We start from the raw sequence: 20547 nt of genomic DNA, 5'->3' as shown, positions 1-20547 counted from the left end.
TGCCCGGCACGCCAAAGTGGTTGGTACTCAAGAGGTTTTACGCGGCCGTCCAGCGACAGCGGGCGGCATTGGTAGCCCCGACCCGGCAAGCAGCTCATCGCGCACCTCGGTGATGAGCCGAGCGGAGTCGCGTGGGCTCAGTGCCATCGCGCGCAACTGATCAAAAATCACGCCGAATCGGCGAATCTCGCTGTGTCCCTCAACCAAATGGTGCAGCGACATGCTCTCGACGTACACCACTTCGGGATCGACCGGATTGCGGAAGTCAAGCAGGGTAAACGAACCGGCCATGCCAGGGTGCGCGCCCGCGTCGAACGGCAGGATCTGCAGGATCACGTTCTTGCGCTTGGTGTCATCGAGCAGTCTGTTGAGCTGTTCGACCATCGTTGCCGGGCCGCCGACAACACGGCGAATCGCGGCTTCATCCATGACAACCCACAATTCGAGCGGCTCGTCTTTGGTGAGATTATTGGCGCGATCCATGCGTGCTTGCGCGCGGTTTTCCATTGTGGGGGAGTCAAGGCGCGGCATGGATGTGTCAATGACGGCGATCGCGTACTGAAAGGTCTGTAAAAGACCAGGGACCGTCGACGTTTGGTATTGCCGAGCCGAAAGCGCTTCGGCTTCGAAATTGATGTAACTGGCGTAGATCTCGGAGACCGCGCCTTCATAAGGTTGCGACATGCCAGGTTTCAAAGCGTCAGTCAGCAAACTGATTGCTTCTTCGCGCGTTTTCTCCGGCACCTCGTAGAGGTCGAGCATCGCGCCGAGCGTTCGCCGCTGCGGCCGAGCCTGTGCCATCTCGATGCGATAGAGCGTTGTGACGTTGATGCCGGTGCGCGCGCTCACGTCTTCCTTGCTCAGGCCAGCGGCTTCGCGAAGTTCGCGAAGCATCGCGGCTAGTCGCCGTAGTCGGACCGTGAGTGTCGGCTTGCCTGCCATCGAATCCCCTTCGCCTGTTGGCGCACTTGGTAAATCGCATTATTGCGCCAAGCCCTTCGCATGTCACGCGATCGATCCAACCACCCTGTCATGCCCTCTTACGCTCGCATGTTACCGCCGGTTCTGTCATCCCTCCTTTACCGCAGGAGTGACAACGCAATCTTGCGTTTCCTGTTGTGAGCGAGCATGATCCAGTTAGCCTGGTTGCGATCAATCCAAACAATGACCGGGATAACCGAATCGAGAGCCAATCATGTTGGTACACAAATCTTGGGTGTCGGGTGAATTCGAGGCAAAGCGATGAGCGCGCCTGTGATGGGGGTTCTGCCAACAGCGCCACAATTGTTGTGCGCGTTTCAGGGCAGGCGTTTTCAGGATCTTGAATTGCTGCGGTCAGCGCACGCGCTCGCCGAACTGCATGAGCGGCGAAATCAGGTGCGAGACGCCGCGTTGATCGCTGAGATTGATTGCCGTCGCCTTGAGTTGGTCGACGACATCAACGACTGGATCGTCGCTGAGGTGCCGCAGCACCGCAATGGCGCTTCCTTGCATACCGAAAGCCTTGGCGCTGTTGTCGATCGAATGGCGCGCAGCTGGGTCGACGCGAATCAGGCGATTGATGTCGACGGCGCGCGCAGCGACAACACCCATAAGCATTGGTATCACTTAGCGGAATTGGTCGACGGGTATACCGATCTCGTTACCGATGTCGCTGGTGGTCGCCGTCGGTTGCCCGAACAATAACCAGCTCAATGATTTTCGGGGCCGAGCTTCGCTTCAAAGGCGATGCGATCACCTCGATAAAGCGAGCGCACCCGTTCGATAGGTGCGCCAGCGGCATCGACACTGCGTCGGTGCAATAGCAGCATCGGCAGTGCGGTCGAGCACTCAAGCAAAGCCGCTTCGCGCGGGGTCGCCAGGGCGGTCTCGATGCGTTCGCGCGCTGCTGCCAGCTCAACGCCGGTGGCGCGGATGGCCCGATAGAGCGACGTGGTTGGGTCGTAGGTTCCGCGCAACGCCGAAAAGCGGTGCAGGGGAAGGTAAGTGGACTCAAGGCCGACGCGGTCACCGTCGGCGAGCAGTACCCGCTCTAGGTGCATCACCGTTGTTTGGAGCGGCACATCGAGGTCGGCTGCCGTTTCGGCGTCGGCCTCGACGTCTTCCCAGGCAACGAGGATGCGGCCCGGGGTGCGACCGAAACTGATCGCGCCCTCGGTATAGGAGCGCAGCGAAAGCGGTTGGGTGAGCTTGGGGCGCGAAACCACAGTTCCGCGTCCTTGGCGCCGAATTCGCCCCTCTACCAAGAGTTCTCGCAGTGCTTGGCGCACGGTTTCGCGCGCGACGCCGAAGCGGGTCGCCAGCTCCCGTTCCGACGGGACCGAGTCGCCTTCGGCGAGATCGGCGAGGATGATGTCGATCTCGGTGCGGACCAGGAAGGTCTTGGGTACTCGCGTCGAGGTCATGTCCGCAAGGGTACACGGATTGGTCTATACCAAAATTTAACCCATCGTTCTCACGGCTAACACCTATCGGTCTAGACCAGTGGGCACAGTGGTCCCCATGCGATTGGTCATCATCGGAGGAGGGATCCTCGGCACGGCGCACGCCTGGACGGCAATTGCGCGGGGCCACAGCGTTATTCAGCTCGAACGTGAACGTGAAGCACGCGGCGCGACAGTACGAAACTTCGGTCTGGTGTGGGTGTCGGGACGCGCACCAGGCGAGCTTCCGCTCACGCTGCGTTCGCGGGAAATGTGGGAGGAAATCGGCGGTCGCGTGAGCGGGGTCGGCTTCCGCCCGGCCGGTTCGCTGACGCTGGTACGCAACCCCGCTGAGCTGGCGGTCGCCGAGGCTGCCGCCGCCGGTCCTACCGCCGACCAGCGCGGCTTCCGCCTGCTCGACGCCGACGAAGTGCGCGCGGTCAACCCCGCCCTGCGCGGCAAGTTCATCGCTGGCCTGCACTGCACCACCGACGCCGCCGTCGAGTCGCGTCAAGCGCTGCCCGCGTTGCGCGCTCACATGGCGGCGACCGGCCGCTACACCTTCCACGAGGCAACCGAAGCGCGTTCGGTGATCGACACCGGCGCTGGCGCGATCGTCGTCGATGATCAGGGTCGCCGTCACGAAGCTGACCTGGTGATTCACTGCCCAGGCGCCGCCCATTCGGGCCTGACCCGCGAACTCGCTGGCGAGCTGCCGGTCCGTCGCGTGCGGTTGCAAATGATGCAGACCGCGCCGCTCGGCGAACCGCTCACCACCGCCATCGCCGACGCCGACAGCTTCCGCTACTACCCGGGTTTCGCTGGGCCAGAACTAGATTCGCTCGCCGCCGAACAGTCGCAGACCGCGATCGCCGCCGAACACAAGATGCAGTTGCTGTGCGTGCAGCGGCTGCACGGCGGCCTGACCATCGGCGACACCCACGAATACGACGAGCCGTTCACCTTCGACGTCGACGAAGCCCCGTACGACCACGTCACCGAGGTGACCGAGGAACTGCTCGGCCGCAAACTGCCGCGCGTCGTCCGCCGCTGGGCGGGCGTTTACAGCCAAAGCCTTGACCCGAACGCGATCGTCACGCGCGTCAAGGCCGACGACCACGTCTGGGTCGTCACCGGCCCCGGCGGTCGCGGCATGACGCTCGGTCCCGCCATCGGCGAAGAAACCATCGATCTGCTCGGAATCTGAGGAAACCCCATGTCTAGCAAGACCATTCAGCTCGCCGTACTCGATATGGCGGGCACGACCGTCGCCGACGGTGGCCTCGTTCTTCGCGCGTTCGAAGCGGCAGCGACCGCCGTCGGCATCCCCGCTGACGGTCCCGAGCGCGCCAAAGCCATCGACTACGTCATTGACACGATGGGGCAGTCGAAGATCGAGGTTTTCCGCGCGTTGACCGGCGACGAAACCGCAGCGCAGTTGGGCAACAAGGCTTTTGAAGCCGCCTACGACGCGCTCATCGATGAGCCGGGCGCGATCGCCCCGATCCCCGGTGCCGTCGAAGCCTTCGCCGAACTGCGCGCCGCTGGGGTGAAAGTCGCGCTGACCACCGGTTTTAGCCGTGGCACCCAGGACAAGCTGCTGGGCGCGCTGGGCTGGGCTGACCTCGTCGACCTCACGCTCGCGCCGTCGGATGCCGGTCGCGGTCGCCCGTTCCCCGACATGGTGCTCACCGCCGCGCTTCGCCTCGGTGCCGACGCGGTGAATCGCGTTGCGGTACTTGGCGATACGACGAGCGACATCGCGACCGGTCTCGCCGCGGGCGCTGGCATCGTCGCAGGCACGCTCACCGGCGCGCACAACGCCGAGCAGTTGCGCGAAGCGGGCGCGACGCATGTGCTCGCCTCAGTCGCCGAGTTCCCCGCGCTTGTGCTTGCGCACTCCTGAACTTTCCGTCCGTCCCCCCGTCCCTGCGATTCCCTTTCTCCACGAACGAAAGTTGTTGTCATCGTGCGTACTTCCAAGCGCCTCGCCCGGGCCGCGATGCTGCTCGCTGGCGTCACCGCTGTCGCGTTCACCGCTGCCTGTGGTGGCACCGGCACCGATGCCGCGAGCACCGGCGGCAAGACCGTCACCGTGTACTCGGCCGATGGTGTCGGTGGCTGGTACAAGAACCAGTTCGACGCGTTCACCAAGCAGACGGGCATCGCGGTCAACCTGGTTGAGGCCGGTTCCGGCGAGGTCGTGAACCGTGTCGACAAGGAACAGTCGAACCCGCAGGCCGACGTCGTTGTCACGTTGCCGCCGTTCATTCAGAAGGCGAAGAAGTCGGGGCTGTTGCAGCCGTCCGGTGTCGACACCGCCGCCATCCCCGCTACCGACAAGGACGCCGACGGTCAGTACGTGACGCTGGCGAACAACTACCTGTGCTTCATCGCCAACCCGTCGGTCGACGCTGCTGGCCTGACGTGGGAAAAGCTGCTTGACCCGCAGTTCAAGGGCAAATTGCAGTACTCGACGCCGGGCCAGGCTGGCGACGGCACCGCCGTGCTCGTGCTGCTGCAGCAGTTGCGTGGCAAGCAGGGCGCGCTCGACTACCTCGCCGCGTTGCAGGCCAACAATGTCGGCCCGTCGTCGTCGACCGGCAAGTTGCAGGCCAAGGTCGACAAGGGCGAGCTGCTCATCGCCAACGGTGACGTGCAGATGAACCTGACCACGGTGAAGGAGAAGGGGTCGAAGTTCAACGTGTTCTTCCCCGCCGCCGCCGACGGCACGCGCTCGACCGTGTCGGTGCCGTACGTGATGGGACTGGCCAAGGGCGCCCCGCACAAGGACGACGCGACCAAGCTGATGAGCTTCCTGCTGTCGACCGACGCGCAGTCCAAGCTCGGCCCCGACGCGTTCGCCATCTCGCCGCGCACGGACGTGAAAGCCCCCGCCGACGGCGGCCCCGCCGCGACGCTCAAGGGCATCAACGTGATCGCCGTCGACTGGAACAAGGTGCTCACCGACCTGGACGCCGACGTCGCGGCGTACCAGAAGGCAACCGGTAGCTGAACGTCACTGTGACGCAAGGGAGTTCGATGATGGCCGACGGTGTGCTTCGCACGAGAGAATCCGCCGCTGTGGTTGCGGCGAATGAGCCCGCGATCGTGTTCGATCGAGTTGGGGTCAGTTACGGCAGGGGCCGCGATACCGCGGTGGCGCTTGCTGATTTCACGCTGCGTGTCGCCGTCGGGGAGACCGTCGCGCTCCTAGGTCCGTCGGGGTCGGGCAAATCGACCGCGCTCAAAGCGCTTGCCGGTTTCGTCCGACCAACGACGGGTTCGGTCCGGCTCGCGGGCCGCGACGTCACCGATCTGTCGCCCGCCAAGCGTGGGATTGGCGTTGTCGTGCAGTCGTACGCGCTGTTCCCGCACATGAACGTGCGGTCGAACGTGGCGTTTGGGTTGAAGTCGCATCGGGTGCCGCGCAGCGAGATTACCGTCCGAGTCGCCGAGGCGTTGGCGATGGTTGGCATGGGTGCTTACGGCGACCGGCTGCCGCGCGAACTATCGGGTGGGCAGCAGCAGCGGGTCGCGATCGCGCGCGCTTTGGCGATTCGCCCGAAGGTGCTGTTGCTCGACGAACCGCTCGCCGCGCTGGACGCGCAGTTGCGTCACTCGATGCTCGGCGAGCTACAAGAACTACGAAAAGCGTTGCCCGACACGGCAATGCTGTATGTGACGCATGATCAGTCCGAGGCGTTGGCGTTGGCTGACCGCATCGCGGTGATGCGCGATTCGCGCCTCGTCGATATCGACACCGCCGAAAACCTGTGGCAGCGTCCGCCAACCGATTTCACCGCCGCTTTCCTCGGTGGCGCGAACCTGGTTGCCTGCACGGTCAATCACGTGACGGGAACCGCCGCGTTGGTGACGGCAGGGACGGCCACGCTGCGTGCGCATGCGCCGCGCGCTGGTGTTGGCCAGTCGGATTGGGCGCCCGACGACGAGGCGTTGTTGTGCATCCGCCCGCACACGGTGTCGATTGGCAAGGTTGGAGACAAAGACGCGCTGCGCGCGACGGTGGTGAACGCGGTGTGGAAGGGAGCGTCGACGCGGGTTGAGGTTGCTGTTGACGGGCTCCCCGAGGTGCTCGCCGTTGACGCGCCTGGTCATTTCACCGGCGACGTTGGTGCGATAGTCGGGGTCGTCCTGCCTGATCCGGCGGGAGTGCTAATCCCGAACGCGGTGGGTCAGCCTGTGGTGCCTTCCGCTGGGAATGGGGTTGCGTCGTGAGCGCGGTAGTCGACGTGCTGACAGGTCCAATCACGACCACGAACGGGAGTGCCGTATCGCGCCGCCAGGCTTCGGCGGGGTGGCTGCGCTGCGAGTCCGGCGCACGCGAGGTAGTGGGCGCTCGCGAGGTAGTCGGCGCTCGCGAGGTAGTCAGCGCGCGTCCAGGTGATCGGTTGACCGACGCGCACGCCGCCGCCGACTCAAGCTGTGTGCGCGTCGCGTCGGGGAGGTTGTCACGATGACGACGGTTCTTGAGCGGCCAGCTGAACCGAAAGAGGTTCGGCCGCAACGTTCTTGGCTGCCCGTTCTGTGGACGCTCCCACCTGTCCTCGTCGTGCTTGGCATCGCCGGGTATCCGATTGTGCGGGTCCTCGCGGAGTCAACGCGCACCGAAACCGGTCGCGGGACCGACGTGTGGTCGTCCGTACTCGGGTCCGCAGCGTTTCGGGACGCACTGTGGCGGACCGTGTCCATCGCGGTTTGTTCCACGCTCGGCTGCCTTGTCCTCGGCACGTTCCTCGCGATCGTGCTCGCGTTCGTCCCGTTCCCCGGTTCGGGCGTAGTCGGTCGACTCATCGACACCATCCTGACCCTGCCGTCGTTCCTCATCACGCTCGCGTTCACGTTCCTCTACGGCACGGCAGGCGCGGTGAACGCGCTGATCAGCGAGCTAACAGGGGCGACGCAGCCGGTCATCGCCTTCCTCACCACCCCGCTCGGCGTGATCCTCGCCGAGATCACCTACTTCACCCCGTTCGTCGTGCGACCGGTGCTCGCCGCGTTCGCCCAAATGCCACGCGAACAACTCGACGTGGCAGCCAGTCTCGGCGCGTCACCGTGGCGGGTGCTGCGCCAAGTTGTGCTACCGGAGGCGTGGCCCGCGCTCGCCGCGGGCGGCAGTCTCGTACTTCTGTTGACGCTCAACGAGTTTGGCATCGTCCTGTTCACCGGAGCGAAGGGTGTCATCACGCTGCCCGCCCTGATTTACACGCGCGGCATCGTGACGTTCGACCTCCCCGGTGCAGCCGTACTCGCGACCGTCCAGGTGCTGCTGTCACTCACGCTGTATCTGGCCTACCGGATGATCTTCGCCCGATTCACCCGCACGAAGGGAGCGTGAGCATGCTCGTCTGGACTCCACGCGGAAAGGCTTTAGTCCTAACAGTTTTCGCAATTGTGGTTGCGGTGGTTTTCCTCGCGCCCATCGCGACGGTGGTCGCCGCCGCACTAGCTGGCAGTTGGACGGGTCCGCTCCCGTCGAACCTGGGCTTCGCGAACCTGGAAAACGCGTTGTCGGGCCAGCAGGCGGCGAGCCTGTCGGTGAGCTTGCAGACGGCCCTGATCGCGGGCGCGATCTCCTTGGTCCTCGGCACATGGGCGGCATTGGCTTCCCGCGAAGCCCCGGCTTGGTTGCGGAAATTGACCGACGCGGTATTCCATTTGCCGGTAGCGGTTCCCTCGGTGGCGATCGGCCTTGGCGTGCTGATCGCTTTCAACGAGCGCCCCATTTTGTTGGGCGGAACGAAGTGGATCGTGATCGTCGCCCACACGGTTTTGGTACTGGCGTACGCCTTTAGCGCGGTCTCGGCAGCCTTGGACCGCCTTGATCCGGCCTACCGTCAGGCAGCGGAATCGTTGGGCGCCAGCTCAATTCGCGTACTGTGCCAGATCACCCTGCCTTTGCTGCTCCCCGCTTTGGGCGCGGCAGCGGGCTTGGCCATCGCGCTGTCAATGGGCGAATTAGGCGCGACAATCATGGTGTACCCGGCAACATGGAAGACCCTCCCCGTCAGCATTTTCGCCCAGACGGACCGAGGAGAAGTCTTCGACGCGGCCGCTGGCACAACGGTTTTGGTGGTAGTGACGCTATTGGTCTTGGTCGTTTTGGGCCGCTTACGGGGCCGAGCGGCAGTGCGCTAATCCGCGTCGCCCTAGACATCCCGCGCTCTCGCCTGTTACTACTCAGCTGTAGTAGTGAATCGGGTTGGGGGAGCCAATGTCATCGTTCGTCCGAGTAGGCGCCGGTGAGCCGGTCCTGCTTCTGCACGGCTTCACCTTGTCTCACCATGTGTGGCGTGGTGTTCTAGCCGAACTGTCCGGCGACTACGACCTCGTTGCGTTGACGATGCCGGGCCACTGGGGAGCCCGTCGACTGCCGTGGCGAAACGCTGGCGTGCGGGGGATTGCCGACGGAATCGAGCGCGACCTCGACGAACTCGGTTGGGACACTTGCCATATCGTGGGGAACTCGTTAGGCGGCCAGGTTGGTTTCGAATTGGAGCGTCGCGGGCGCGCCCGCTCCCTAGCCGCCATCAATGCGGGTGTCGGGACGAAACGGTTCGACTACAACGCGTTTCGGGTGGGCGTCGAGTTCGTCCTGCAATACCGGCTCGCCCTGGCAACCCGTGTGCTCGGTGACCGAGCGGCCACGAACCCTCGTTTCCAACGACCGGTCCTGGCGAACAGTGCGAGGAACATCGCGGCGGTCGCCAACGAGGACGCCACCAACATGATGCGCGCGATAGCGAACTGCCCGACTTACCTCCCGTCGGTCGCGGCGTTCGCCAGGGACGGATTAGTCGTCGATATCGACCGTGTGCGGGCCCCGACGTCGATCCTGCTGTCCGAGTTCGACATCTACCCCAACCAGGCTCCCCACGTCCATCGAGTACTCGACCGCCTGCCGCCCCACATTCGCGAAGTGCGGTTGCCAGGCGTGGGCCACATCCCCATGTTGGAAGCGCCCGCCCAGGTTGGGGCGGCCCTTCGAGAACACTTCGACATCGTCGCCCGGACGGCAACAGACACCGGCAACACGCGATAGCGGGCACACATCTAGCGCGAAAGCTGCAAGGGTGCACGTCCACGCCTGCCACTAAGGGGTGGATGTGGATTATCTGTGACGAAACTATAGTGGGCGGTATGACTGCTCTCGCTCCCACGCGCAACGAACCGGACCTGTCTTTCCTGCTCGACCGCACCAGCCATGTCCTGCGCACGCAGATGGCGGCGGCGCTGGCTGACATCGGCCTGACGGCCCGCATGCATTGCGTGTTGGTGCACGCGCTTGAGGCGGAACGCACGCAGGCGCAGCTCGCGGAGCTCGGCGATATGGACAAGACGACGATGGTCGTCACCGTTGATGCGTTGGAGAAGGCCGGTCTGGCTGAACGCAAGCCGTCGAGCACGGATCGTCGCGCGCGCATCATCTCGGTGACGCCAGCGGGCGCGAAACTCGCCGCCCGCAGCGCCGAAATCGTCGACGGTGTGCATCGGGACGCGCTCGGATCGCTGCCGAAGGCGGAGCGCGAATCCCTGCTGCGCGCACTGAATCACCTGGTCGACGGCCATTTGGCGACGGCGGTCGAGGCCGCCCCAGCGCGTCGCGCCCGGCAATAGTCCGTTGGAGATTGTCTACTACGAAACTATCTAGTAGTGTCCCTCTTGTTCGAAACGAGCAGGAGATGACCGATGACGAAGTCCCAGCGCACCGCCCTCGCGGTGCTGTCGGCAGCGATGCTGATGACCATCCTCGACGGCAGCATTGTCACCGTCGCCATGCCAGCGATCCAGGAAGACCTCGGCTTCTCGCCTGCAGGTCTGAGCTGGACCGTGAACGCCTACCTCATCGCCTTCGGCGGGCTGCTCCTGCTGGCCGGGCGCCTCGGTGACCTGATCGGGCGCAAGACGATGTTCGTCACCGGCAATATCATCTTCACCGCCGCGTCGGTGTTAGCGGGCGTCGCGACCACCCCCGCCGTGCTCGTCGCAGCCCGCTTCCTGCAGGGCGTCGGCAGCGCGATCGCCGCCTCGGTGGTGCTTGGCATCCTGGTCACGATCTTCACCGAACCACGCCAACGGGCAACGGCCATCGGCATTTTCAGCTTCACCGGTGCGGCGGGCGCTTCCATCGGGCAGGTGCTCGGCGGTGTGCTCACTGACGCGCTGAACTGGCACTGGATCTTCCTGATCAATGTCCCGATCGGCGCGCTCACCGTGTTGGCAGCCATCAAGGTACTGCCCAACGACCGCGGTCTTGGCTGGTCCGCCGGTGCCGACGTGCTGGGCGCCGCGCTGGTCACCGCCGGTCTGATGCTGGGTATTTACACCGTCGTCGAGGTGGAACGCTACGGCTGGGTCTCGCCGCACACCCTCGGCCTCGGTGCGCTTGCCGCCGCATTGCTCGCCGCTTTCGTCCTCCGTCAGGCCACCGCGACTAACCCGTTGCTGCCGCTGCGAATCTTCCGTTCCCGCACGGTGTCCGGTGCCAATGTGGTCCAAATGCTCACTCTCGCAGCCATGTTCGCCTTCCAGATCATCGTCGCGCTCTACCTGCAGAAAGTGTTGGGCTACAACGCTTTACAAACCGGATTGGCCATGCTGCCTGCTGCTTTCGCCATCGGCGGAGTATCGCTGTTCGCCTCTGCTCGGCTGATCACCCGCTTCGGTGAGCGCACCGTGCTCATCGCTGGACTGGCCCTGTTGCTGGCAGGAATGTCCTGGCTGACCAGGCTGCCCGTCGACGCCGGTTACATCGTCGACCTCCTGCCGGTGATGGTCGCAATCGCCGGTGGCGGGCTTGTGCTGCCCGCCCTCACCGCACTTGGCATGTCGGGTGCCGACGCCGACGACGCCGGCCTGGCATCGGGACTGTTCAACACCACCCAACAGGTCGGCATGGCGATCGGCGTAGCGGTCCTTTCCACCCTCGCCGCCGCGCGAACCGGCACCGAACTCGCGGCCGGTGCGTCCAACGCTGAGGCGCTGACCAGCGGATACCGGCTGGCATTCACCGTGGCGGCAGGACTACTTGTTGCGGCGCTGGTCGTCAGCGCGACCGTACTGCGCACCCAGAACCGCACCGAAGTTGCGCTAGGCGACCCGGTCCCCGCCCTTTGAGCCGCACTTGTCGGCACCTGTTACCCGGGCGGCAGTGGGCTAATCACCCCTGCCGCCCGGGATCGGGTCTATTCGAACGCCCCCGCAGCGACCGCGGTGAGACCGCCGTCAACGCGAAGATCGTGACCATTGATGTAGGCGGCGTCCGCCGAACCGAGGAATGCGACGGCAGCGGCAACATCGTCGGAAGTGCCGACGCGACCTGCGGGCGACAACGGTGCGACAGCGCGCCTCGCCTCCACCGACATTTCCCGACGGAACGCGGGGGTCTCGATGTAGCCGGGGCTAACCGAGTTGACTCGGATGCGTCGCGGTGCCAATTCCGCAGCAAGACTGCGGGTTAGGTTGTGCACCGCCGCCTTGCTCGCCGAGTACAGAGCGGACCCAGTGACACCCAGATGCAGACCGAACGAAGCGTTGATGACGATCGACGAATGGTCGCGCAGCAGCGGAAGCGTCTTCTGAATAGTGAAGAACGGGGCCTTGAGGTTGCTGCCGATCACTTCGTCGAAGAGTTGACCAGTAACCTGGTCAATGAGTTGGAACGAGCCGATTCCCGCGTTGGCGAATAGTAAGTCGAGCTGTCCGAAACGGTCGGCGACTGCGGCTGCGAGATGGTCGGTCGCATCGAGATCCATTGCATCGCTGATGATTCCATGTGCGGCTGGGCCGAGAGCGGCGACCGCCTCGTCGAGCCGCACCTTATCTCGGCCGGTCACCACGACCGTTGCGCCTTCGGCGATGAGCCGGTGCGCGGTTGCCATGCCCATTCCGCTGCTTCCGCCAGTGATGAGCGCGGTCTTGCGGTCGAAGCGAGAACTGTTGTGTGTCATGTACTTAGCGTGGTCTCGCGGCGAACAACTAGGCAGTGCGTGGTTATCCGGGGTGCGTGACCACCAGGCGAGACACGAGGCCGGCGAGCCTGGCTGCGGAGTCAGTGCCGGGCTTCGGGTTGTAGAGCACTACTGACCAGTTCGGATGGTCGGCGACCGTGAGTGTCGTCGCATCGAAGTAGAGGTCGCCGAGGTCAGGGTGACGCAACGCGTTCACCGCTTGCGCTGGTGCCGCAACGTCGTGGCGGTCCCACAGTTCGGCGAACGCAGGTTCTAATGCGGCGAGTTCACCCGCCACCCGGTGAAATTCGCTGTCGTCCGGTACGAGGGCCGCGTCTGCGCGGTACGCGGCGACGACGCCTGGCGCGGCATCGGCCCACAACTCGGGAAGCGCGCGGTAGCGCGGATTCGTGAAGAACGTGACGAGGCAGTTGTGCGGTTCGCCGCTCTCGCAACCGAACACGTTCTCTGCGGTCGCGTTGAGCGCCAAGATGTTCCAGTATCGGTCCCGCACGATGGCAGGCCCTCGATCCCATCCGTCGATCACCGCGCGAATCTCCGCTGTCACCGTCACAGCGGACCCGGCACTGACGGGCGGATTGAGCCCGGCAAGCACATAGAGATGCGCCCGCTCGACCTCGCTGAGCCGCAAGACGCGAGCAACGGCGTCAAGAACTTCGCCCGACACCGTAATGTCGCGCCCCTGCTCAAGCCACGTGTACCAAGAAACCCCGACCCCGGCCAACATCGCGACCTCTTCACGCCGAAGCCCCGGTGTCCGTCGTCGACCGGCAGCGGGAAGCCCCACGTCCTGCGGCAAAACTCGCGCCCGCCGCGCCCGCAGGAAATCCCGCAACTCGTCCCGTCGCCTGGCCGTACTGCTCATGCATCCACGGTACTGCTGACCGCCTGAGCGCGATGATCCCGATGGACGGCCATGGGCGGGCGAGTAACCCCCAACGCGCACTGCGCTAACCATTAGTGCGGGAGTCGGCGGCCATGCCAACGATCACCAACCCGCACTTGTCGGTACCTCCACCTATCCTGGCGACTGTGTCGGTGCTTCCCCTCATCTTCACCGCGGGCTGGGCCAGCGGGATCAATGCCTATGCGGTGGTTTTCCTGCTTGGGCTCTTTGGCCGTGTCGGGTTCACGGATGCGGTGCCGCCTGGGCTGCAACGTACTGACGTGCTTATTGCCGCAGGCGTGCTGTTTCTGATTGAAGCCTTCGCCGACAAGATCCCGTATCTCGATTCGTTCTGGGACGCGCTGCACACCGTTGTGCGGCCCGCGTCGGGGGCCGTGGTCGCCGGTCTGCTTGCGGGGCAAAGTGATTCGTTGCCCACGATGTTCGCCGCTGCCGTCGGCGGGACGACCGCGCTGCTCAGCCACCTCGTCAAGGCGGGCACGCGCATGGCGATCAATACCTCCCCGGAACCCATCACCAATATCGCGATGAGTACCGCGGAAGACCTCGGTGTTGGTGCGATCCTGGGTTTGGCGATGGTCGCGCCGGTGCTCGCCGCTTCAATCGCTGGCATCGCACTGCTGATCGGCCTAGTCGTCGTCTACCTGTGTTTCAGCCGCATCCGCCGCTACCTACGTCGCCGCCGCGAACGACGCGAGGAACGCCGGGCCAGTCGCCTGACCCCGGCGCTCGAATAACACTCACCGCACTTGCGGCGCCACCTTCGTCCCGAGCAACTCGATCCCGCTACTCACCTGGTCAACCGGCATCGTGCCGACGCTGATGTGCAGCATGAAACGGTCGAGGCCGAGGATGTCGCGGGTCGCGGCGATCTTGTCGGCCACGTAATCCGGCGTGCCCACATACAGCGAACCGTCCGGGCTGCGCAACTGTTCGAAGTGTTCGCGCGTCATGGGCGGCCAGCCGCGTTCGCGACCCGTCGCCGACATTGCCGCTGCGTAAGACGGGTAAAACTCCTCGACGGCCTGCTTGGTCGTATCCGCGATAAACCCGTGCGCGTGCACCGCGACCGGCTGCGGCGGGTGTCCGCCCTCCTCGACCGCGCGGTGATACAGGTCAACGAGCGGCTTGAACCGTGCGGGCTCGCCGCCGATGATCGCGATCGCCAGCGGCAGCCCAAGCAGCCCAGCGCGCACGACCGACTCCGGATTGCCGCCGACGGCGATCCAAATCGGCAGCGGACGGTGGTCGGTGCGCGGGTACACCGTCGCGTTGTGCAGGGGCGCGCGGAAACGTCCCGACCAGGTGACCGGGTCTTCCTCACGCAACTCAAGTAGCAGCCCGAGTTTTTCCTCGAACAGCGTGTCGTAGTCGGTGAGGTCGTAGCCGAACAGCGGGAATGACTCGGTGAACGACCCGCGCCCTGCCATCAGTTCGGCGCGCCCGTTCGACAGCCCGTCGAGCGTCGCGAAGTCCTGGAAGACGCGGACGGGGTCGTCGGAGCTGAGCACGGTGACCGCGCTGGTGAGCTGAATGCGGTCGGTGCGCGCGGCGATCGCACCGAGCACAACGGCGGGCGCGGACGCGGCGAAGTCGGCGCGGTGATGTTCGCCGACGCCGTAGACGTCGAGCCCAACCTCCTCGGTCAACACGGCCTCGTCAACCACCTGCCGCAACCGCTCAGCGGCGGTGGGCATCGGCTCGTTGCCCGCGGGACGGATCTCCGCGAAAGTGGTAAGCCCCAGTTCCATGAATGCAGCTCCTTCGGGTCGTGTGCTGCGAATACCGAGCTAAACGGACCGTAGTCCGCACTTATTCCACGCCGCTTGCTGTCGCGATCCAGGGTAGCCCGCCACAGAGTCGCCGCCCGTGAACCCGCAGCTCAGTGGGTCAAATGGTTGTGCTCCCGTGTTGATGCTCACACGCGGGGGAGCCGCTGCCCACGCACGTCCAAGCGGGCCAACGGCGGGCGCCCACTACGTCGTCACCTCCGTTGGTGCGCTCGGTGCGACGCCAGGCCGACGCGGGTACCAAGGCGCTCAGGGCGTGCTCGTGCGCTGGGTGCAACGACACAACGGTGACGGCACCGCGACGCGCAGGGCGGACGCAGCAGCCGAAGCGCAACACCCCTAGCGCAGCGGCAGCTCAACCAACAGCGTCGTGCCCCGCCCAACAAGCGACTCCACCCGCAAGGCCGCCCCAATCAGCGCGCACCGCTCGGCGATCGACCGCAAACCCACGTGCTGGCGGTCGTCATCGCTGGTGACCGCCAGGTCGAAGCCGCTGCCGTCGTCGGAACAACCGAGCACGATGGCATCGTCAATCCCATGCAGCGACAAGACAATTCGTGCGGCGTCGGCGTGCTTGAGCGCGTTCGCCAACGCCTCCTGCGCCACGCGGTACAACGCGGCGGCGGCGTGGTCGGGCAGGGTCGACACCTCGGCCGTGGGATCAACAAGGAATTCGACGGTCGGGTGGTCGCCGGTGACGGTCCGGACAAGCGACTCGATCGCCGCGACCAAACCCAGGTCGTCAAGCACCAGACTGTGCAGGCCGGAGATGGCCGCGCGTGTCTCGTTGTAGGCGAAGTCGGCAAGCGCGCGAGCCGACGCGAGTTCCGCGCGCGCCCGGGCAAGCGCATCGCGCGCCCACGAATCCGCCTCGCGCTCAGCAAGTTCGGTGACCGTGAGGTCGGCCGCCGAGAGATGAAACGCCATCGACGCTAAGGCCGTCGTGACCCCATCGTGCAGGTCGAAGGCGATCCGCCGCCGCTGCGCCTCCTGCGCCGAGATCGCCGCTTCAACAAGCCGGTCCCGTTCAGTCTGATGTCGATTTACGGTGCGCCACAACCGATGTGCGTGGTGCGACAACCCGAGCAGTGCCGCGAGTTGCTGCGCCGCATCGAGGTCGCCACCGGTGAACGGTCGATCGACGGGCCGATGCGCGGCAAGCACCCCAACCACTTCGCCCTCGACACCCGGCAGCGGCACGCACAACCGTGCGCACGACTCGTCAGAGCCGAGCCGCAAGAGCCTGCGGTGCAAGATGTTTCGCGGTGAATCGGCATCGAGCAGCACAGGTTTCCCCGTCCGCGCGACCAACCCCGTGACCCCGAACCCCACCCGCAACCGCAGCGACGCCGCCGACGGATGCGGCGGCCACAGGTCGACAACGCTGAGTTCCTGCCCGTCGATCGCGTACAGCAGCACGCCGTCAGCGGTCAACATCTCCGACAGTTCCGCGGCAGAGAGCACCTGATTCACCGAAACAGGCCCTCCCGCAACGCAACCGCGATCGCCCCGCTCCGCTCGGAAACACCCAACTTGCGATAAAGCCCGCGCAGGTGCGTCTTCACCGTGTCCTCGCTGACGACGAGCTTGCTCGCCACCGCCCGATTCGAATGTCCCGACACCAGCAGTTCAAGCACCTCCGACTCGCGCTGCGTGAGCCCCAAATGCGCACCCGACCAGAACTGTCCGGCGCTTAACCGAGCCGCCGCCAGCGCAACGCGACCAGCGAGCGCGGCATCGACAACGGTCTCACCCTCGCGCACCCTGCGCAGTTGATTCACCAGTTCCCGCCCGTCGACGCGCTTGAGGATGTACCCCGAAGCCCCGACGCGTAATGCCTGGTAGAGGTAGTGTTCGTCGTCGTAAACGGTGAGCAGGACAACCTTCACCGTCGGCTGCGCGGACGTGAGATCGCGACACAGGTCGAGCCCACTCGTCTTCCCTAACCGCACGTCGCAGAGCACCACATCGGGCACCTCACGGGCCACCACCCGCCGCGCTTCGGCATCGGTAGTCGCATGCCCAACAATGCTGACCTCGTCAGGAAAGTGCGCGAGCATCGCATCGAGCCCACGCAACACCATCTCGTGATCATCAACGAGCACAAGCCGCAGCGGGGGAGTGACCTCCGGCATACCTCCGAGTGTAGGGCGTGACCCCTTGCGCGCCAGCGCGATTCGCGCGCAACGCCAATCCACCTCACCCAACGTTCCACCCGTCCGGGGGAAGATCCGCAAGCGGCGATCAGGTCCGATGAACTGACCCCAGCGAAAGGCCGCCCATGACGCTCTCCGAATCCGCCGCACTTGAGGTCGACCAGCTGCCCGACCAACTCGCCGTCGACACCCTGCGCTTCCTCGCCGCCGACATGGTCGAAGCCGCGAATTCGGGGCACCCCGGCATGCCGATGGGGGCCGCGCCGATGGCGTGGACGCTGTGGAGCAGGCATTTACGCCACGACCCAGCCGACCCCAACTGGCCCGACCGCGACCGCTTCGTCCTGTCGGCGGGCCACGGTTCAGCGCTGCTTTACGGCCTGCTGCACCTGTTCGGCTACGACGTAACCGAAGCCGACCTCCGCGCCTTCCGCCAATTAGGTTCGCGCACACCAGGGCACCCTGAATTCGGCGAAACTCCCGGCGTCGAGTGCACCACCGGCCCACTCGGCCAGGGTCTCGCGATGGCGGTCGGCATGGCCATCGCCGAACGCATGAGCAACGCCCGGTTCCCGCAGATCACCGCCCACCGCACGTATGCGATCGTGGGCGACGGCTGTCTGATGGAAGGCGTCAGCCACGAAGCCGCTTCTCTCGCAGGCACTCTCGGCCTTGGTCGGCTCATCGTGCTCTTCGACGATAACGAGATCACCATCGACGGCGCGGTCGAAAGGTCATGCGCCGACGACCAACTCGCGCGCTTCGCTGCCTACGGCTGGCACACCGTCGCGGTCGCCGACGGCACCGACATCGCCGCGATCGACGCCGCGATTACCGAAGCAAAAGAAGACGACCGCCCAAGCCTGATCGCGGTCCGCACCGTGATCGGCCACGGCGCACCCGATGTGGCTGGCACCGCGAAAGCACACGGCGCACCGCTGGGATCCGACCAACTCACCCGCGCGAAAACCCAAGCGGGCTGGACACTTCCGCCGTTCACTGTGCCCGAACAGCTCAAGCAAACCTGCGCCAACCTCGCCGCTCAAGGTGCACGCGAACACGTCCGCTGGCTCACCCGCTTCGCCGATCAAGACCCAGCTCAGGCCGCCCGTTTCCACCGCGCACAGGCGCGCCTCCTGCCCGATGGGTTGCGAGCCTCCCTGCGCGGCATCATCGGCACCGCCCCACGCGCGACGAGACAGTCATCGCAAGCGTGCCTCGAGGTGCTCGCCCCGATCATGCCCGAATTAGTAGGCGGCTCAGCCGATCTCGCGGGCTCAACCGGTACCAACTACGGCGAAGTGATCACCCGCGACGACTTCAGTCACCGCGCGATCGCCTTCGGCATCCGCGAGTTCGGCATGGCCGCGATCCTTAACGGCATCAGCTTGCATGGCGGCTTCCGTGTGTTCGGCAGCACCTTCCTTGTCTTCGCCGACTACCTGCGCCCGGCCTTGCGCCTGTCGGCATTGATGCGTCAACCGGTGATTTACGTGCTCACCCACGACTCGGTCGCGGTCGGCGAGGACGGCCCAACCCATCAGCCGGTCGAGCACATCGAGTCCCTGCGCATCATCCCGAACGTCACGGTTGTGCGGCCCGCTGATGATGCCGAAACCGCCCAGGCGTGGGAAGCCGCACTCGAAAGAACGTACGGCCCAACAGTTTTGGTGCTCAGTCGCCAGTCACTCCCACAGCTGACAATCGGCAGTTCCGACGCCAACCCCACCATCGAATTGGTCGCGACCGGCTCAGAAGTCGCGCTCGCCCACGAGGTCGCCAAACTGTTGCGCGCAACCGGCGACCGCGTCCGGGTCACCTCGGCACAAGACCGCACCCGCTTCACCCCCGACCCGACGGTCACCACCGTCAGCATCGAGGCGGGCGTGACAGCAGGTTGGGAAGGCACCGTCGACCTCGCGATCGGCCTAGACGAATTCGGCCACAGCGGACCGGGTGCGGAAGTGCTTGCCCACCTTGGCTTCACCGCCGAAGCGATCGCCCGTCGTATCCAGGGCTAACGACGTAGCAAAAGCGTGCACGTTCGCGCGGTTTTGGGCCGAATCGGCCGCAATCGCGCGAACGTGCACGAATATGCCAGATATGCCGACCCTTACTCCCCGCCCAGATCGCCCTGCGGCTTAGCCACTGACAGCGCCGCGGCCCGACAGTTCGCCACCAGTACCGCCTGCGCGTCGGCGACAAGCGAAACCTCACCTGCCCACGTCCGCAACGCCGCGCTTACCAGCGCCCGCCCAAACGAAAACGTGACCGGCCACGGCCGCTGCGTCACCGCCGACAGCTCACGCAGGTACGCGCACACCCGTTCCGTCGGATGCCCACCCGACAGGAACGCGATCCCGCCGACGCTCGCCGGAACATGATCGCGCAGCGCCGAATACGTCACGTCGGCGACTAAGCGCGCGTCCGCTGGCGGGGCAGCTAAGCCCGGTGTGATGAAGTTCGGCTTCAACACCACCGCGCTCACCTCGACCGACGCCTCGTCCAGCGCCGAGAACAACGCGGCAAGCGCCCGCCGCGTCGCCTTCTCCGATGCCGCAAGCGAATGATCGCCAACGCTCAACACTTCCGGCTCGACGATCGGCACGATCCCATGCTCAACGCACAGTGCCGCGTACCGGGCAAGTGCGGCAGCGTTCGCGTCGATCGAGTAGCGACTCGTCGTCGAAACATCAATCACCGCACGCCATTTCGCAAACGCGGCGCCAGCTGCGGCGAAGGACGCCAACCGCTTACCCAGCCCATCGAGCCCCTCGGTGATGAGCGCCCCGTTCTGCCCAGGCAACACGCTCGTCCCGGCATCGACCTTGATCCCCGGCAGCACACCCAACGCCCGAGCGGCAACCGGAAACGGTGTCCCATCAGCGAGCGATTGCCGAAACGTCTCCTCGCACAAGATGATCCCGCTCACGAACTCGGCCAAAGCCGGTGCGGTGAGCAGCAATTCGCGATAGTCACGACGTGAGGTGGCCGATGGCGTGACGCCTTCGGCGCTCAATCGCGCAGACATCGTCGCGATGGATTCGTCGGCGGCGAGAATGCCCCGACCAGTCGCGGTGAGGGTGGCTGCGGTGTTGGCGAGCGGGGGAGCGGCAGGTAGCGCGGTCATGGCTGTGATCGTGGCTGTTGTAGCTTCGGGTGTCTTCACCCGCGCGGGGGAATTACCCCGGTGACCTGGGCGATAATTCTTACTTATCAACCAATCGGTATTTCCGCTTTGACATCAGGCTGGACCGGGGCGACTCTGTGGTCAAAAAT

General features: G+C 65.1%; 21 protein-coding genes. 13 read left to right on the top strand and 8 right to left on the bottom strand.

Annotated elements, in window-relative coordinates:
* Positions 1-27: 27 nt before the first annotated feature.
* Entirely contained in the window at positions 28-942 is a 915-nt protein-coding gene (locus tag IEX78_RS06290; protein WP_188827818.1) for a helix-turn-helix domain-containing protein, read from the bottom strand.
* A gap of 384 nt (positions 943-1326) precedes the next feature.
* On the opposite strand from IEX78_RS06290, the gene IEX78_RS06285 reads away from it, so the two are divergent.
* Positions 1327-1686, top strand: a complete 360-nt coding sequence (locus tag IEX78_RS06285) for a DUF4254 domain-containing protein (protein ID WP_188828276.1) — start codon at positions 1327-1329, stop codon at positions 1684-1686.
* Between the two features lie 5 nt (positions 1687-1691).
* Here the strand turns inward: IEX78_RS06285 and IEX78_RS06280 are convergent, their stop codons facing one another.
* Positions 1692-2405 carry a GntR family transcriptional regulator gene (locus IEX78_RS06280; RefSeq protein ID WP_188827817.1) on the bottom strand — a complete coding sequence of 238 codons (714 nt, stop codon included), beginning with the start codon at positions 2403-2405 and terminating at the stop codon, positions 1692-1694.
* Between the two features lie 97 nt (positions 2406-2502).
* Between IEX78_RS06280 and IEX78_RS06275 the strand changes: the two genes are divergently transcribed.
* The 9 genes from IEX78_RS06275 (at position 2503) to IEX78_RS06235 (ending at position 11561) form a co-directional block, all read left to right on the top strand.
* Positions 2503-3630 carry a TIGR03364 family FAD-dependent oxidoreductase gene (locus tag IEX78_RS06275; RefSeq protein WP_188827816.1) on the top strand — a complete coding sequence of 376 codons (1128 nt, stop codon included), beginning with the start codon at positions 2503-2505 and terminating at the stop codon, positions 3628-3630.
* Positions 3631-3639: 9 nt separating this feature from the next.
* Entirely contained in the window at positions 3640-4329 is a 690-nt protein-coding gene (locus IEX78_RS06270; RefSeq protein ID WP_188827815.1) for a phosphonatase-like hydrolase, read from the top strand.
* A 63-nt stretch (positions 4330-4392) separates the two neighbouring features.
* Entirely contained in the window at positions 4393-5439 is a 1047-nt protein-coding gene (locus tag IEX78_RS06265; protein WP_373291522.1) for a 2-aminoethylphosphonate ABC transporter substrate-binding protein, read from the top strand.
* Between the two features lie 29 nt (positions 5440-5468).
* Positions 5469-6662: an ABC transporter ATP-binding protein gene (locus tag IEX78_RS06260; protein WP_188828274.1), complete on the top strand. Its 1194-nt coding sequence runs from the start codon at positions 5469-5471 to the stop codon at positions 6660-6662.
* Between the two features lie 238 nt (positions 6663-6900).
* Complete coding sequence (locus IEX78_RS06255; protein ID WP_188827814.1) at positions 6901-7782, top strand: 2-aminoethylphosphonate ABC transporter permease subunit; 882 nt, start codon at positions 6901-6903, stop codon at positions 7780-7782.
* A gap of 2 nt (positions 7783-7784) precedes the next feature.
* Positions 7785-8582, top strand: a complete 798-nt coding sequence (locus IEX78_RS06250) for an ABC transporter permease (protein ID WP_188827813.1) — start codon at positions 7785-7787, stop codon at positions 8580-8582.
* A 76-nt stretch (positions 8583-8658) separates the two neighbouring features.
* Positions 8659-9486, top strand: a complete 828-nt coding sequence (locus IEX78_RS06245; protein WP_188827812.1) for an alpha/beta fold hydrolase — start codon at positions 8659-8661, stop codon at positions 9484-9486.
* Positions 9487-9584: 98 nt separating this feature from the next.
* A complete protein-coding gene (locus IEX78_RS06240; RefSeq protein WP_188827811.1) occupies positions 9585-10061 on the top strand; it encodes a MarR family winged helix-turn-helix transcriptional regulator in 477 nt (158 codons plus the stop codon).
* A gap of 72 nt (positions 10062-10133) precedes the next feature.
* Positions 10134-11561, top strand: coding sequence for an MFS transporter (locus IEX78_RS06235; RefSeq protein ID WP_188827810.1), 1428 nt, complete (start codon positions 10134-10136; stop codon positions 11559-11561).
* 68 nt (positions 11562-11629) lie between these two features.
* Here IEX78_RS06235 and IEX78_RS06230 read toward each other — a convergent pair whose 3' ends face one another.
* Both IEX78_RS06230 and IEX78_RS06225 read right to left on the bottom strand, forming a co-directional pair.
* Entirely contained in the window at positions 11630-12394 is a 765-nt protein-coding gene (locus IEX78_RS06230) for an SDR family oxidoreductase (protein ID WP_188827809.1), read from the bottom strand.
* Positions 12395-12437: 43 nt separating this feature from the next.
* A complete protein-coding gene (locus IEX78_RS06225) occupies positions 12438-13280 on the bottom strand; it encodes a helix-turn-helix transcriptional regulator (RefSeq protein ID WP_188827808.1) in 843 nt (280 codons plus the stop codon).
* Positions 13281-13447: 167 nt separating this feature from the next.
* Between IEX78_RS06225 and IEX78_RS06220 the strand changes: the two genes are divergently transcribed.
* Positions 13448-14059, top strand: coding sequence for a DUF4126 domain-containing protein (locus tag IEX78_RS06220; RefSeq protein ID WP_188827807.1), 612 nt, complete (start codon positions 13448-13450; stop codon positions 14057-14059).
* A 3-nt stretch (positions 14060-14062) separates the two neighbouring features.
* On the opposite strand, the gene IEX78_RS06215 is transcribed toward IEX78_RS06220, so the two are convergent.
* The gene (locus tag IEX78_RS06215; RefSeq protein ID WP_188827806.1) at positions 14063-15073 is read right to left on the bottom strand and encodes an LLM class flavin-dependent oxidoreductase; all 1011 of its coding nucleotides are present in this window, start codon (positions 15071-15073) and stop codon (positions 14063-14065) included.
* Positions 15074-15230: 157 nt separating this feature from the next.
* On the opposite strand from IEX78_RS06215, the gene IEX78_RS06210 reads away from it, so the two are divergent.
* Positions 15231-15455 carry a hypothetical protein gene (locus tag IEX78_RS06210; protein ID WP_188827805.1) on the top strand — a complete coding sequence of 75 codons (225 nt, stop codon included), beginning with the start codon at positions 15231-15233 and terminating at the stop codon, positions 15453-15455.
* On the opposite strand, the gene IEX78_RS06205 is transcribed toward IEX78_RS06210, so the two are convergent.
* On the bottom strand, positions 15452-16576 hold the full coding sequence (locus tag IEX78_RS06205; protein ID WP_229683737.1) for a GAF domain-containing sensor histidine kinase: 1125 nt from the start codon (positions 16574-16576) through the stop codon (positions 15452-15454). The two genes, IEX78_RS06210 and IEX78_RS06205, sit on opposite strands and share 4 nt — an antisense overlap.
* Before the next feature lie 5 nt (positions 16577-16581).
* Complete coding sequence (locus IEX78_RS06200) at positions 16582-17247, bottom strand: response regulator (RefSeq protein ID WP_188827804.1); 666 nt, start codon at positions 17245-17247, stop codon at positions 16582-16584.
* A 146-nt stretch (positions 17248-17393) separates the two neighbouring features.
* On the opposite strand from IEX78_RS06200, the gene tkt reads away from it, so the two are divergent.
* A complete protein-coding gene (gene tkt / locus IEX78_RS06195) occupies positions 17394-19289 on the top strand; it encodes a transketolase (protein ID WP_188827803.1) in 1896 nt (631 codons plus the stop codon).
* 92 nt (positions 19290-19381) lie between these two features.
* Here tkt and IEX78_RS06190 read toward each other — a convergent pair whose 3' ends face one another.
* Positions 19382-20398 carry a class I fructose-bisphosphate aldolase gene (locus IEX78_RS06190; protein ID WP_188827802.1) on the bottom strand — a complete coding sequence of 339 codons (1017 nt, stop codon included), beginning with the start codon at positions 20396-20398 and terminating at the stop codon, positions 19382-19384.
* Positions 20399-20547 lie beyond the last annotated feature (149 nt).

Origin of the sequence: Nocardia camponoti, assembly GCF_014646135.1 — a bacterium.
GTDB lineage: Bacteria > Actinomycetota > Actinomycetes > Mycobacteriales > Mycobacteriaceae > Nocardia > Nocardia camponoti.
Note: the sequence above shows the minus strand (reverse complement) of the source record. Positions and strands in the feature narration are given on the sequence as shown.